General features: G+C 40.3%; 25 protein-coding genes. All 25 read left to right on the plus strand.

Features of this window, described 5'->3' with window-relative positions; translation table 11 throughout:
• Positions 1-78: 78 nt before the first annotated feature.
• Positions 79-1038 carry a 1,4-dihydroxy-2-naphthoate polyprenyltransferase gene (menA, locus tag HCX62_RS12980; RefSeq protein WP_185639361.1) on the plus strand — a complete coding sequence of 320 codons (960 nt, stop codon included), beginning with the start codon at positions 79-81 and terminating at the stop codon, positions 1036-1038.
• A 19-nt stretch (positions 1039-1057) separates the two neighbouring features.
• Positions 1058-1858 (plus strand): FAD export ECF transporter transmembrane subunit FmnA, encoded by an 801-nt coding sequence (fmnA, locus tag HCX62_RS12985; protein ID WP_185639362.1) that lies wholly within the window; start codon positions 1058-1060, stop codon positions 1856-1858.
• A gap of 360 nt (positions 1859-2218) precedes the next feature.
• Positions 2219-2527, plus strand: a complete 309-nt coding sequence (gene rpsJ, locus HCX62_RS12990) for a 30S ribosomal protein S10 (RefSeq protein WP_003720954.1) — start codon at positions 2219-2221, stop codon at positions 2525-2527.
• Positions 2528-2561: 34 nt separating this feature from the next.
• Complete coding sequence (gene rplC, locus HCX62_RS12995) at positions 2562-3191, plus strand: 50S ribosomal protein L3 (protein WP_003726733.1); 630 nt, start codon at positions 2562-2564, stop codon at positions 3189-3191.
• A gap of 25 nt (positions 3192-3216) precedes the next feature.
• On the plus strand, positions 3217-3840 hold the full coding sequence (gene rplD / locus HCX62_RS13000) for a 50S ribosomal protein L4 (RefSeq protein ID WP_003727695.1): 624 nt from the start codon (positions 3217-3219) through the stop codon (positions 3838-3840).
• Entirely contained in the window at positions 3840-4124 is a 285-nt protein-coding gene (gene rplW / locus HCX62_RS13005) for a 50S ribosomal protein L23 (RefSeq protein WP_003728540.1), read from the plus strand. The genes rplD and rplW overlap by 1 nt, the downstream gene beginning before the upstream one ends.
• A gap of 40 nt (positions 4125-4164) precedes the next feature.
• On the plus strand, positions 4165-4998 hold the full coding sequence (gene rplB, locus HCX62_RS13010) for a 50S ribosomal protein L2 (protein WP_185502933.1): 834 nt from the start codon (positions 4165-4167) through the stop codon (positions 4996-4998).
• Positions 4999-5085: 87 nt separating this feature from the next.
• Complete coding sequence (gene rpsS / locus HCX62_RS13015; protein WP_185391934.1) at positions 5086-5364, plus strand: 30S ribosomal protein S19; 279 nt, start codon at positions 5086-5088, stop codon at positions 5362-5364.
• A 20-nt stretch (positions 5365-5384) separates the two neighbouring features.
• Positions 5385-5741 (plus strand): 50S ribosomal protein L22, encoded by a 357-nt coding sequence (gene rplV, locus HCX62_RS13020; RefSeq protein WP_003727697.1) that lies wholly within the window; start codon positions 5385-5387, stop codon positions 5739-5741.
• 3 nt (positions 5742-5744) lie between these two features.
• Complete coding sequence (gene rpsC / locus HCX62_RS13025; RefSeq protein ID WP_003720944.1) at positions 5745-6401, plus strand: 30S ribosomal protein S3; 657 nt, start codon at positions 5745-5747, stop codon at positions 6399-6401.
• A gap of 2 nt (positions 6402-6403) precedes the next feature.
• Positions 6404-6838 (plus strand): 50S ribosomal protein L16, encoded by a 435-nt coding sequence (gene rplP / locus HCX62_RS13030; protein ID WP_003720943.1) that lies wholly within the window; start codon positions 6404-6406, stop codon positions 6836-6838.
• Complete coding sequence (rpmC, locus tag HCX62_RS13035) at positions 6828-7019, plus strand: 50S ribosomal protein L29 (RefSeq protein ID WP_003720942.1); 192 nt, start codon at positions 6828-6830, stop codon at positions 7017-7019. Before rplP ends, rpmC begins: the two co-directional genes overlap by 11 nt.
• 27 nt (positions 7020-7046) lie before the next feature.
• The gene (rpsQ, locus tag HCX62_RS13040; protein WP_003720941.1) at positions 7047-7310 is read left to right on the plus strand and encodes a 30S ribosomal protein S17; all 264 of its coding nucleotides are present in this window, start codon (positions 7047-7049) and stop codon (positions 7308-7310) included.
• A 79-nt stretch (positions 7311-7389) separates the two neighbouring features.
• Positions 7390-7758: a 50S ribosomal protein L14 gene (gene rplN, locus HCX62_RS13045; RefSeq protein WP_003723686.1), complete on the plus strand. Its 369-nt coding sequence runs from the start codon at positions 7390-7392 to the stop codon at positions 7756-7758.
• Between the two features lie 37 nt (positions 7759-7795).
• On the plus strand, positions 7796-8107 hold the full coding sequence (gene rplX / locus HCX62_RS13050) for a 50S ribosomal protein L24 (RefSeq protein WP_003723685.1): 312 nt from the start codon (positions 7796-7798) through the stop codon (positions 8105-8107).
• 26 nt (positions 8108-8133) lie between these two features.
• Entirely contained in the window at positions 8134-8673 is a 540-nt protein-coding gene (gene rplE / locus HCX62_RS13055; RefSeq protein WP_003720938.1) for a 50S ribosomal protein L5, read from the plus strand.
• Positions 8674-8703: 30 nt separating this feature from the next.
• A complete protein-coding gene (locus HCX62_RS13060; RefSeq protein WP_003723684.1) occupies positions 8704-8889 on the plus strand; it encodes a type Z 30S ribosomal protein S14 in 186 nt (61 codons plus the stop codon).
• Positions 8890-8919: 30 nt separating this feature from the next.
• Positions 8920-9318 (plus strand): 30S ribosomal protein S8, encoded by a 399-nt coding sequence (rpsH, locus tag HCX62_RS13065; RefSeq protein ID WP_003720937.1) that lies wholly within the window; start codon positions 8920-8922, stop codon positions 9316-9318.
• 30 nt (positions 9319-9348) lie between these two features.
• Complete coding sequence (gene rplF, locus HCX62_RS13070; protein ID WP_185639363.1) at positions 9349-9885, plus strand: 50S ribosomal protein L6; 537 nt, start codon at positions 9349-9351, stop codon at positions 9883-9885.
• Positions 9886-9924: 39 nt separating this feature from the next.
• The gene (gene rplR / locus HCX62_RS13075) at positions 9925-10284 is read left to right on the plus strand and encodes a 50S ribosomal protein L18 (protein WP_003739848.1); all 360 of its coding nucleotides are present in this window, start codon (positions 9925-9927) and stop codon (positions 10282-10284) included.
• A gap of 21 nt (positions 10285-10305) precedes the next feature.
• Positions 10306-10809, plus strand: a complete 504-nt coding sequence (gene rpsE, locus HCX62_RS13080; RefSeq protein WP_003723681.1) for a 30S ribosomal protein S5 — start codon at positions 10306-10308, stop codon at positions 10807-10809.
• 16 nt (positions 10810-10825) lie between these two features.
• The gene (rpmD, locus tag HCX62_RS13085; RefSeq protein ID WP_003720933.1) at positions 10826-11005 is read left to right on the plus strand and encodes a 50S ribosomal protein L30; all 180 of its coding nucleotides are present in this window, start codon (positions 10826-10828) and stop codon (positions 11003-11005) included.
• 57 nt (positions 11006-11062) lie between these two features.
• Positions 11063-11503 (plus strand): 50S ribosomal protein L15, encoded by a 441-nt coding sequence (gene rplO / locus HCX62_RS13090; RefSeq protein ID WP_003723680.1) that lies wholly within the window; start codon positions 11063-11065, stop codon positions 11501-11503.
• Positions 11503-12798: a preprotein translocase subunit SecY gene (secY, locus tag HCX62_RS13095; protein ID WP_185639364.1), complete on the plus strand. Its 1296-nt coding sequence runs from the start codon at positions 11503-11505 to the stop codon at positions 12796-12798. Before rplO ends, secY begins: the two co-directional genes overlap by 1 nt.
• Before the next feature lie 59 nt (positions 12799-12857).
• Positions 12858-13505 carry an adenylate kinase gene (locus tag HCX62_RS13100; RefSeq protein ID WP_185639365.1) on the plus strand — a complete coding sequence of 216 codons (648 nt, stop codon included), beginning with the start codon at positions 12858-12860 and terminating at the stop codon, positions 13503-13505.
• Positions 13506-13892: the final 387 nt, after the last annotated feature.

Below are 13892 nucleotides of genomic sequence, written 5' to 3' on the forward strand. Positions count from 1 at the left end.
ATTACTATAGAAGAAAGTGAGCAGAAACCCATGCGGATTCTGCTCACAATAAATTAGAAAAGGGGCTAAAAAGGGGATATGTCAATACCATCGTTTCTGAAGTTGGTTGAAATCCAAACGAAGATAGCTAGTGTTTTTCCATTTATGTTAGGGACGCTATTCGTTGTTTATCAATACGATATGTTTAAACCGGTTAATACGTTGATATTTTTTGGTTCGATGTTGATTTTTGATTTAACAACAACCGCGATCAATAACTATATGGATTACCGTAAAGCGACAGATAATCATGATTACGATTACCGCACGACGAGCAATGTCATTGGTCAAGAGCAAATCCCAGTACGCACGGTTATAATTACCATTTTCCTAATGTTCTTCATTGCAACGGGCTTAGGTGTGTGGTTAGTTTTCCGGACGGACTTGTTAGTGCTTTTGATTGGCTTTGTATGTTTTTGTATTGGTATTTTATATACGTTCGGCCCCGTGCCGCTTTCTCGTATGCCTTTAGGAGAAATTTTTTCTGGAGTGACTATGGGATTCGGGATTTTCTTCTTAGCCGTCTATGTTAATGCTTATGATGCAGGAATTGCTAATTTGCTTTGGCAAGGAGAAATGGTAACGATTCAGTTCAATCTAATAGAAATCATCCGGATAGGTGTGGTATCCTTACCATGTATTTTCACGATAGCGAACATTATGCTCGCGAATAACCTATGCGATTTAGATGAAGATATTAGAAATCATCGTTACACACTTCCATACTACATCGGTAGAAAAATGGGCGTCCTGCTATTTAACGCTTTATACTATGCGTCATTTTTAGCTATGATTATTTCGGTTGTGGTCAACTTCCTAAGTCCAATCATGCTACTATCAGTTGTAGCGATTTACCCAGTGTATCGTAATTTAGTTAAATTTAATAAAGAACAAGTGAAATCGAAAACATTTGTCATTGGTATTCGTAATTTCGTATTAATTAATGCGACAATGACAATTCTGATGGCGGCGAGTGTTGTTTTTCAACAATTGACGTGAGGAAAGGGGGCTTCTTTGAATGATAGAGAAATTAATATTAGGTCGTTTTGTTCCAGGGGAGTCCTTGATCCATGGTCTGGATGCGCGAACAAAGTTATTGGCAGGTTTTTATTATATCGGAATTTTATTTTTAGCCAATAACTGGTGGACCTATGCGTTAATGGTCTTATTCACACTAATGGTTATTCAGATGACCGGCATCAAGCTAAAAGTTTTTATAAAAGGTGTTAAACCGCTAATTTGGCTGATTTTATTTACTGTAGTCATGCAAATACTATTTGCGAGCGGTGGAACGATTTACTTTGACTGGGGACCATTTACCATCTCCTCTTTCGGACTTCTAAACGGCGTGTTTGTATTTTTACGCTTTGTCTTAATCATTATCATGTCGACAGTTATTACGCTGACAACGACGCCTATGAACCTGACAGACGCAATTGCTTACATTCTCCGTCCTTTCGCAGTGCTCAAAGTGCCTGTTAATGACATCGCGCTCATGATTTCAGTAGCACTTCGATTTATCCCGACACTAATGGGTGAAACGGATAAAATCATGAAAGCGCAGCGAGCTCGTGGAGTGGATTTCGGTGAAGGGAATCTATTTGAACAAATGAAAGTCGTTGTCCCCATTTTTATTCCGTTATTTGTTAGCTCGTTTAATAGAGCGGAAGAATTGGCGGATGCGATGGAAGCAAGAGGTTATCAAGGCGGCGAGGGACGCACGCGATTCCGAATTTTGCATTGGCATTTCGGGGACTTGATTGCAGCATGTATTATGTTGCTTTTAACAGTTGGCCTCGTATTATTAAGAACGACTTAAAAACATTCGATTTAACCGGATGTTTTTTCTTTTTGGTAAATTTTAACAAATGGCTATATACTGCAGTTTGCGAGCGCGAGGAAACCGAGATTCTTCTATATAATTGCTCCTATGAAAATAACTTAAAACTTTTTTCGAAAAGCGGTTGATTACTACCCCCAACCCGTGTATAATAGATAAAGTGCAAATGGACAGGCATTGGTCTGCCCTTTTGACAACGAGCACCCCGGTATTGCCGGGAATGCCCATGTGATGAAGTGAAAGGTTGCTGACACACCCGGCCGCTTTGCCATGGCGGATGTTCAGGTAATTTTCACGGAGAATGTCTACTTTAAAAGTAGGCGAAAAGGAGGGAAAGTAATGGCAAAACAAAAAATTCGTATTCGTTTAAAAGCGTATGATCACCGTATTTTGGATCAATCAGCAGAAAAGATTGTAGAAACAGCGAAACGCTCAGGTGCTTCCGTATCTGGTCCGATTCCACTTCCAACAGAGAAGTCAATCTACACAGTCTTGCGTGCGGTCCACAAATATAAAGATTCTCGTGAGCAATTCGAAATGCGTACACACAAACGTTTAATCGACATCGTTAATCCAACACCACAAACAGTTGATAGCTTGATGCGTTTAGACTTACCAAGCGGTGTGGACATCGAAATCAAACTATAATAAGAATATATTAAATTAACAGGAGGTGTGACTCATGACCAAAGGAATCTTAGGTAGAAAAGTAGGGATGACACAAGTTTTCACTGAAAACGGCGAACTTATTCCAGTAACAGTAATCGAAGCAGCACAAAACGTGGTACTTCAAAAGAAAACTGTTGAAACTGACGGCTATGAAGCTGTACAAATCGGTTTCGAAGATAAGAGAGCAATTTTGTCAAACAAACCCGAACAAGGTCATGTAGCAAAAGCCAATACTACTCCTAAGCGCTTCATTCGCGAATTCCGCGATGTAAACTTAGACGAGTATGAGATTGGTGCAGAAGTAAAAGTAGACGTATTCGCAGAAGGTGACATCATCGACGCGACAGGCGTATCGAAAGGTAAAGGTTTCCAAGGTGTTATTAAACGCCACGGACAATCACGCGGCCCTATGGCCCACGGTTCCCGTTACCATCGTCGCCCAGGTTCAATGGGTCCAGTAGCACCTAACCGTGTTTTCAAAAATAAACTACTTCCAGGTCGTATGGGTGGAGAACAAATCACTATCCAAAACCTAGAAATCGTTAAAGTAGACGTTGAAAAGAACGTTCTTTTAGTAAAAGGTAACGTTCCAGGCGCTAAAAAAGCATTAGTTCAAATTAAAACTGCTACTAAAGCAAAATAATTCATTTGGAAAGGAGGACTAACGAATGCCAAAATTAAGCTTACTTAAACAAGATGGAACAAACGCTGGCGAAATTACTTTAAACGACACTGTTTTCGGTATCGAACCAAATGAAAAAGTTGTTGTTGACGTAATTTTGAGCCAACGTGCTTCCCTACGTCAAGGGACTCACAAAGTAAAAAATCGTTCAGAAGTACGTGGTGGCGGACGTAAACCATGGCGTCAAAAAGGTACAGGTCGTGCCCGTCAAGGTTCAATCCGTTCCCCACAATGGCGTGGCGGTGGTGTCGTATTCGGCCCAACACCTCGTTCATATGCTTACAAATTACCTAAGAAAGTTCGTCGTTTAGCGATTAAATCGATTCTTTCTTCTAAAGTTAATGAAGAAAAATTAGTTGTACTTGAAGGTTTGACTTTCGATGCACCTAAAACAAAAGAATTTGCGGCTTTTCTTAAAAATATCTCTGTAGATACTAAGGCACTAATCGTAGTTGCTGGTGAAAGTGAAAATGTAGAATTATCTGCACGCAACTTACAAGGCATTACTGTTATTCCAGCTGAAAGTATCTCAGTACTAGAAGTTGCTAAACATGATAAATTAATTATCACTAAAGCAGCTGTCGAAAAAGTAGAGGAGGTGCTCGCATAATGGATGCACGCGACATCATTAAGCGCCCAGTTGTAACTGAAGAATCTACAAGCATTCTCGACGATAAGAAATATACATTTGAAGTAGATACTCGCGCAACTAAAACGCAAGTAAAATACGCAATTGAAGAAATTTTCGACGTAAAAGTTGCTAAAGTAAACGTAATGAATTACAAAGGCAAACTTAAACGTATGGGCCGTTATGCAGGTTACACTAACAAACGTCGTAAAGCGATTGTTACTGTTACAGCTGACAGCAAAGAAATTCAATTCTTTGAAGTATAATTCGACTAACTTTAAATAAATCTAACGAGGAGGGGAAACAATGGCGATCAAAAAGTATAAACCTACCACTAACGGGCGCCGGCACATGACTAGTTCTGATTTCGCTGAGATTACTACAAGTACTCCAGAAAAATCTTTACTACGTCCTCTTAAAAAGAAAGCCGGACGCAATAACCAAGGTAAGTTAACTGTTCGTCATCACGGCGGTGGCCATAAACGCCAATACCGCGTGATTGATTTCAAACGTAACAAAGATGGTATTCCTGGACGCGTTGCAACGATCGAGTACGATCCAAACCGTTCCGCTAATATCGCTCTAATCAACTATGCTGATGGAGAAAAACGCTACATCATCGCAGCAAAAGGCCTTGAAGTAGGTCAAACAATTTATTCAGGAGCAGAAGCTGACATTAAAGTTGGTAATGCACTAGAATTAAAAGATATTCCAGTGGGTACTGTTATCCACAATATCGAAATGAAACCTGGTAAAGGTGGACAATTAGTACGTTCTGCTGGAACAAGTGCTCAAGTACTTGGTAAAGAAGGCAAATACGTATTAATCCGCTTAAACTCCGGTGAAGTTCGCATGATCCTTTCTACTTGCCGCGCTACAATCGGTCAAGTTGGTAACGAACAACACGAACTTATCAACATCGGTAAAGCAGGTCGTTCACGTTGGATGGGTAAACGCCCAACTGTTCGTGGATCTGTAATGAACCCGAACGATCACCCACACGGTGGTGGTGAAGGTAAAGCTCCAATCGGCCGTAAATCGCCAATGTCTCCATGGGGTAAACCAACTCTTGGATACAAAACACGTAAGAAAAACAACAACTCCGATAAATTCATCGTACGTCGTCGTAAGAAAAAATAATCGGATTAATAGATTGAATAAAATTGGTAGCAGGATAGCGAGGACATGCGTTCTCAGCTTCCTGACTATGCGAAGGGAGGTTCCGTCATGGGTCGTAGTTTGAAAAAAGGACCTTTTGTTGATGGCCACTTGATGAAGAAAGTGGACGCTGCAGCAGAAAGCGAAAAGAAACAAGTAATTAAAACTTGGTCTCGTCGCTCCACGATTTTCCCAACTTTTGTTGGACTAACAATCGCTGTATATGATGGACGTAAACACGTTCCTGTTTATGTTCAAGAAGATATGGTAGGACACAAACTGGGCGAATTCGCACCAACTCGTACGTACCGCGGTCATGCGGGCGACGATAAAAAAACTAAACGCTAATTTGAGAGGAGGATATCCTAATGGCAAGTGAAGTTACAAGCGCAAAAGCCGTTGCCAAAACGGTTCGTATTGCTCCTCGCAAAGCTAGAATCGTCATTGATTTAATTCGAGGCAAGCAAGTTGGCGAAGCAATTGCAATCTTGAAGTATACTCCAAGATCGGCTTCCCCAATTATTGAAAAAGTATTAAAATCCGCTATTGCTAACGCAGAGCATAACTATGATTTAGACATTAACAACCTTGTAGTAGAGGAAGCATTTGTTGACGAAGGTCCAACACTTAAACGTTTCCGTCCACGTGCACAAGGTCGTGCAAGTGCAATCAACAAACGTACTAGCCACATTACAGTTGTGGTATCTGAAGTGAAGGAGGGATAATTCGTGGGTCAAAAAGTACATCCAATAGGTATGCGTATCGGTGTCATCCGTGATTGGGACTCCAAATGGTACGCGGAAAAAGATTATGCGGACTTCTTACATGAAGATTTACGCATCCGTGATTACGTTGCAAAACGTCTATCTGACGCTTCTGTTTCTCGTGTAGAAATCGAACGTGCAGCTAACCGTGTGAATATCACTATTCATACTGCAAAACCTGGTATGGTTATCGGTAAAGGTGGTTCTGAAGTTGAAGCATTACGCAAAAACTTAAACGAACTTACTCAAAAACGTGTTCATATCAACATCGTAGAAATCAAACGTGCTGACCTAGACGCAAAATTGGTTGCTGAAAATATCGCTCGTCAATTGGAAGGTCGTGTATCTTTCCGTCGTGCGCAAAAACAAGCTATCCAACGTACTATGCGTGCTGGAGCAAAAGGTATCAAAACTCAAGTATCTGGTCGTCTTGGCGGAGCGGATATCGCTCGTGCTGAACACTATAGCGAAGGAACAGTACCTCTTCATACATTGCGTGCCGACATCGACTACGCATGGGAAGAAGCTGACACAACTTATGGTAAACTAGGCGTTAAAGTCTGGATCTACCGCGGTGAAGTCCTTCCTACGAAGAAAAACAATGTGGAAGGAGGAAAATAATAATGTTAGTTCCTAAACGTGTAAAATACCGTCGTGAATTTCGCGGAAACATGCGTGGACGCGCGAAAGGCGGAACTGAAGTTGCATTTGGTGAATATGGTCTTCAAGCAGTTGAAGCTTCTTGGATTACAAACCGTCAAATCGAAGCAGCTCGTATCGCAATGACTCGTTACATGAAACGTGGCGGTAAAGTTTGGATTAAAATTTTCCCTCATAAATCTTACACTTCTAAACCAATCGGGGTTCGGATGGGTAAAGGTAAAGGTGCTCCGGAAGGTTGGGTAAGCCCAGTCAAACGTGGCAAAATTATGTTTGAAATCGCAGGTGTTCCTGAAGATGTAGCGCGTGAAGCATTACGTCTAGCAGCACATAAACTGCCGGTCAAAACTAAGATCGTTAAACGTGAAGAAATTGGTGGTGAAGCAAATGAAAGCTAATGATATCCGTGATTTATCCACTACCGAAATCCAAGATCAAGAAAAAGCTTTGAAAGAAGAGCTCTTCAACCTGCGCTTTCAATTAGCTACTGGTCAATTAGAAAACACCGCACGTATTCGTGAGGTTCGTAAAGCAATTGCCCGTATGAAAACAATCGTTCGAGAAAGAGAACTTGCTTAAAAAAGAATCGTAAGGAGGTTTTAATACATGGCTGACCGTAACCAACGTAAAGTTTATACTGGTCGTGTTGTATCCGATAAAATGGATAAAACAATTACCGTGGTTGTTGAAACGTACAAGAAACATGGTTTGTACGGTAAACGCGTGAAGTATTCTAAAAAATTCAAAGCGCATGATGAAAATAACATTGCAAAAACTGGCGATGTAGTTCGTATTTCCGAAACTCGTCCATTGTCTGCAACTAAACATTTCCGTTTATTAGAAGTTGTAGAAGAAGCAGTAATTATCTAAATCAAAAGTTAAAAATAGATTGTGAAAAGTTGCCGAGTGCAATTTTTCCGACCCGTTATTCTGGAAGGAGGGTGTCCTAATGATTCAACAAGAAAGTCGTATGAAAGTGGCTGATAACTCTGGTGCTCGTGAAGTTTTAACTATTAAAGTACTAGGTGGATCAGGACGCAAAACTGCTAACATTGGCGATGTTGTCGTGTGTACCGTTAAACAAGCAACACCAGGCGGCGTTGTCAAAAAAGGTGAAGTTGTTAAAGCAGTAATCGTTCGTACTAAGAGTGGAGCACGTCGTCAAGACGGTTCTTACATCAAGTTTGATGAAAATGCATGTGTCATTATCCGTGACGATAAAAGTCCTCGTGGAACACGTATTTTTGGACCTGTTGCTCGCGAACTTCGTGAAAACAACTTTATGAAGATCGTTTCTTTAGCTCCAGAAGTTCTTTAAAAAATAAGTTCCAAGAAATCAAGGAGGTGCTATACCAATGCATGTCAAAAAAGGTGATAAAGTAAAAGTTATTACTGGTAAAGATAAAGGCAAATCCGGCAAAGTGCTCGCAGCATTTCCGAAAAAGGATCGCGTACTTATCGAAGGAATCAATATGGTTAAAAAACATACAAAACCTTCCAACGTCAACCCGCAAGGCGGAATCTTGAATGTTGAAGCACCAATCCACGTTTCAAACGTAATGCTACTTGACCCTAAAACAGGCGAACCTACTCGTGTAGGATACGAAGTTAAAGGCGACAAGAAAGTACGCGTAGCAAAAAAATCCGGTGAAGTAATAGATAAATAATAGTCGTAGGAAGGAGGGAATATTACATGAATCGCCTTAAAGATCAATATCTTAAGGAAATTGTTCCTGCTTTAATGAGCAAATTCAATTATGACTCCGTAATGGAGGTTCCAAAAATAGATAAAATCGTAATCAACACTGGTGTTGGTGACGCTACAGCAAATGCGAAAGTTTTAGACAGTGCAGTTGAGGAGTTAGCTCTTATCACTGGTCAAAAACCTGTAATCACAAAAGCAAAAAATTCTATCGCTGGTTTCCGTCTTCGTGAAGGAATGCCAATCGGTGCTAAAGTAACTTTGCGTGGTGAACGCATGTATGATTTCTTAGATAAATTAGTTACTGTTTCACTTCCACGTGTTCGTGATTTCCGTGGCGTATCGAAAAAAGCTTTCGATGGCCGTGGTAACTATACGTTGGGTGTTAGAGAGCAACTTATTTTCCCTGAAATTGATTACGATCAAGTATCAAAAGTACGCGGTATGGACGTAGTAATCGTTACAACTGCCAAAAGTGATGAAGAATCTCATGAGTTACTAACTCAACTTGGGATGCCATTTCAAAAGTAATCAAAACTAATTTAGTAGGGAGGCGAAAACGTGGCTAAGAAATCCATGATCGCGAAGCAAAAACGTACACCTAAATACGCTGTTCAAGCATATACTCGTTGTGAACGTTGTGGTCGTCCACATTCCGTTATTCGCAAATTTAAATTATGCCGTATTTGTTTCCGTGAACTTGCCTATAAAGGTCAAATTCCCGGCGTGAAAAAAGCAAGCTGGTAAGAAAGAGTTTAAGGAAGGAGGGTATTATACATGGTGATGACAGATCCAATTGCAGATTTTCTAACTCGCATTCGTAATGCAAACATGGTTAAACATGATAAATTAGAACTGCCTGCATCCAAAATCAAAAAAGAAATTGCTGAAATATTGAAGCGTGAAGGTTTTATCCGTGACGTTGAATATATTGAAGATGACAATGCTGGAACAATCCGTGTTTTCTTAAAATATGGAGCGACTGGCGAACGTGTAATCACTGGTTTGAAACGTATCAGTAAACCAGGTTTACGTGTATATGCAAAATCAACTGAGGTGCCTAAAGTACTTAACGGTCTAGGTATCGCAATCGTGTCTACTTCCCAAGGTGTTTTAACCGACAAAGAAGCCCGTGCTAAACAAGTCGGCGGAGAAGTACTAGCATACGTTTGGTAAGAAAAAGTAAACCATAAGGAGGTGCAATAAATGTCCCGTATAGGTAAAAAAACTATTGTGATTCCTGCAGGTGTAACTGTTACACTTAATGGATCAACAGCAACAGTTAAAGGTCCTAAAGGTGAACTTGTAAAAGAGTTCAACCCAGAAATTACTATTAAAATCGAAGGCAGCGAAATTAACGTTTCTCGCCCGACTGATAATAAAAACCACCGTGCACTTCATGGTACAACTCGTGCTATTCTTAATAACATGGTTGTCGGAGTTTCCGAGGGTTATGAAAAGAAATTAGAACTTATCGGTGTTGGTTACCGTGCGCAAAAACAAGGCGACAAGCTTGTTCTTAACGTAGGGTACTCTCATCCAGTAGAGTTTGTTGCTCCTAAAGGCGTAGAAATTGAAGTTCCTGCAAACACACAAGTGATTGTAAAAGGATACAACAAAGAACACGTTGGCGAGTTAGCTGCAAACATTCGTGCCGTACGTCCACCAGAGCCGTATAAAGGTAAAGGTATTCGTTACGAAGGCGAACATGTACGCCGTAAAGAAGGTAAAACTGGTAAATAATGCCGCTTAATTAGGCAAATGAGAGAAGAGGTGAGTCGTGTGATTACCAAAATCGACAAAAATAAAGTACGTAAAAAAAGACATGCTCGTGTTCGTTCTAAGATTTCTGGAACTGAAAGTCGTCCACGTTTAAACGTATTCCGTTCAAACAAAAATATTTATGCTCAAATTATTGATGATGTAAATGGTGTGACACTTGCAAGTGCGTCTAATTTAGATAAAGATTTCGGTTCTGCTGAATCCAAAGTTGATGCAGCGAGCAAAGTTGGCGAACTAGTTGCTAAACGTGCTTCCGAAAAAGGTATTACTTCTGTCACTTTTGACCGTGGAGGATACTTATATCATGGCCGCGTAAAAGCTCTTGCTGAAGCAGCTCGCGAAAATGGACTAGAATTTTAATAAGAAGGAGGGACATATTACATGCCTGAGCAAATTGATGGAAACAAATTAGATTTAGAAGAACGCGTTGTTACAATCAACCGTGTTGCTAAAGTAGTTAAAGGTGGACGTCGTTTCCGTTTCACAGCACTTGTTGTTGTTGGAGACAAAAATGGTCATGTTGGTTTCGGTACTGGTAAAGCACAAGAAGTTCCAGACGCTATCCGTAAAGCTGTTGAGGATGCTAAAAAGAACATGGTGCTTGTACCAACTGTAGACACAACTATTCCACACACTGTAGTCGGACATTTTGGTGGCGGAGAAATTCTTCTTAAACCTGCTAGTGCCGGTTCTGGTGTAACTGCTGGTGGTCCCGTTCGTGCGGTCCTAGAACTTGCCGGTGTTGCTGATGTATCTTCCAAATCGCTTGGATCTAATACACCAATTAACATGGTTCGTGCTACAATCGACGGAATTAAACAACTGAAAAACGCTGAAGATGTTGCGAAACTTCGTGGCAAAACAGTAGAAGAATTGTTAGGATAAGGAGGGAATTATCATTATGGCGAAGTTAGAAATTACTCTAAAACGTAGCTTAATCGGACGCCCTCAACCACAACGCAAAACTGTTCAAGCATTAGGTCTTGGTAAAACAAATTCTGTAGTGGTTAAAGAAGATAATCCTGCAATTCGTGGGATGATCACTAAAGTAAGTCATTTAGTGGACGTCAAAGAAGTTTAAGCTTAAAAATTATTATGCAATTTGATAGAATTTGTTAAATAGGAGGAGGTGCTTGACATGAAACTACATGAACTTAAGCCTTCAGAAGGTTCTCGTAAAGAACGTAATCGTGTTGGTCGTGGAACAGGCTCTGGTAACGGCAAAACTTCAGGACGCGGTCATAAAGGACAAAAAGCTCGTTCTGGTGGTGGCGTACGTTTAGGTTTTGAAGGTGGACAACTTCCACTTTTCCGTCGTATTCCAAAACGTGGATTCACAAACATCAACCGTAAAGAATTTGCTATCGTGAACTTAGATGTTTTAAACCGCTTTGAAGATGGTACAGAAGTAACGCCAGAACTTTTAGTTGAAACTGGAATTATTCGTAACGAAAAATCCGGAATCAAGATTTTATCTAATGGAAATATCGAGAAAAAACTTACTGTGAAAGCGAACAAATTCTCTGCAGCTGCAAAAGAAGCAATTGAAGCAGCTGGCGGAAAAACTGAGGTGATCTAATGTTTCAAACGTTAGTTAACTTCTTCAAAGTAGCAGACATCCGTAAAAAAATACTATTTACATTAGCAATGCTAGTTATTTTCCGTATTGGTACATTCGTGCCAGTACCGGGAGTTAACGCAGCAGCTTTACAATCTAGTATGGATGGCGGTATTTTGGGGTTCTTAAATACATTTAATGGTGGGGCTTTAAAAAACTTCTCAATTTTTGCCATGGGTGTAATGCCTTACATTACATCTTCCATTATTGTTCAGTTACTTCAAATGGACGTTGTTCCTAAATTGACTGAGTGGTCTAAGCAAGGGGAAATGGGTCGTAAAAAACTCAATCAACTTACTAGATACATGACAATCGGACTTGGTTTGGTTGAAGCTTTCGGTATGGCATACGGGTTTAACCGCATGTCATCAGCTGGCTTAGTCATTGAACCTTCCATAGGTAGATATGCAATTATCGCTGTTGTATTAACTACTGGTACAATGTTCTTAATGTGGTTAGGGGAGCAAATCACTGTTAAAGGTGTTGGTAATGGTGTTTCCATCATTATCTTTGCAGGTATTGTTGCTCGTATTCCTGATGGAGTGCGTCAATTATATGTTTCGCAAATTGAAAACGCCGGTGATCAACTTTTCCTACATGTTTTGACATTGGTTGGTGTGGCGGTTGCGATTTTAGCTATTGTTGTAGCTGTAATCTTCTTCCAACAAGCACTACGTAAAATTCCAATTCAATACTCTAAACGTGTAGCAGGAGCAAAACAATCGGGCGCGCAAGCAACGCACTTGCCGTTAAAACTTAACTCTGCCGGAGTTATCCCAGTTATCTTTGCAAGTGCATTTATTATTACACCGCAAACCATTCTTACTTTCTTTGATCAAAGTAACGATGTGGTAAAAGTATTGAAAGATGTGTTTGATTACACAAAACCAATTGGTATGATTTTATATGTTGCACTAATTGTTGCTTTCACTTATTTCTATGCTTTCATTCAAGTGAACCCTGAGAAAGTTGCAGACAACTTGAAAAAGCAAGGTGGGTATATTCCTAGTAAACGTCCTGGTCGGGAAACACAAGCTTATCTTACATCGGTACTTTACCGATTAACATTTGTTGGTGCAATTTTCCTTTCAGCGGTTGCTATACTTCCAACTATCGGTACTACTGTGTTTAGTTTACCGCAGTCGTTAGCCGTTGGTGGTACAAGCCTACTAATTGTTATCGGGGTAGCATTAGATACTACGAAACAACTCGAAGGACAACTTGTAAAAAGGAACTATCGGGGATTTATCAAATAACACGCAGTTCTTGTTAGGAATTCCTAGCAGGAGCTAGCGCGTAATAAGGGGCGAAACAGTTGAAATTAGTATTAATGGGACTGCCCGGCGCCGGAAAAGGCACACAAGCGGAACAGATTGTTGAGAAATACAACATTCCTCATATTTCCACTGGAGATATGTTCCGAGCAGCTATGGAAAATAACACAGAGTTAGGACGCAAGGCTAAATCCTTTATGGATAATGGCGATCTTGTTCCTGACGCAGTAACAAATGGTATCGTTCGTGAACGTTTAGCCGAAGATGATGCTAAGGATGGCTTCTTGCTTGATGGTTTTCCGCGTACTGTGGAACAAGCAGAAGAGCTTGAAAATATTCTACGTGATTTAGGAACAGAACTTGATGCTGTCATTAACATTGACGTTGAAAAAGATGTTTTAATGAAACGTCTTACTGGTCGCTGGATTTGCCGGACTTGCGGTAAAACTTACCATGAAATTTACAACCCACCGAAAGTTGCTGGGAAATGTGATTTAGATGGTGGAGAACTTTACCAACGTGAGGACGACAAGAAAGAAACCGTTGAAAATCGACTAAATGTAAATATGAAACAGACCAAGCCGCTTCTTGATTTTTACTCCGCAAAGGGTAAACTTCATAGCATAAACGGCGAGCAAGATATTAATGACGTTTTTGTAGATGTGGAAAAAATTCTTGCTTCTTTTTGAGGGGTAAGCTGTGCTGAAATCACTGCCGAAATCAATGCGTGCAAATTAAGTTAGTTTGTAGTATAATGGATAATTGGCAGTGGAATTAAAGGCATCTAAGCAAATCATGATGAACGAGAGAACCGTTTGAAGATCATCCGAATGACGTATATGTTCTACCTTGATCTGTTCCGCCGCAATGCTTTTGCGAGTTACAGTTCTTCTGGTTTTTACGGATTTCACTTTTACAGGTTGTCTGAAAAGCTGGCGAAATGTGTTGCCTTTTAATGAAGTGCATCCATTTTTGCATGTTTTACGTTTTTTTCATGTAAGAGAAATAGTTACACTGAAAGGATTAGGCCTGCATCAGGAACAAATCCAAGAATACAAGAAGGAGGTAGCAAACAT

The sequence above is a fragment of the Listeria swaminathanii genome (assembly GCF_014229645.1).
GTDB classification, from domain to species: Bacteria; Bacillota; Bacilli; order Lactobacillales; family Listeriaceae; genus Listeria; species Listeria swaminathanii.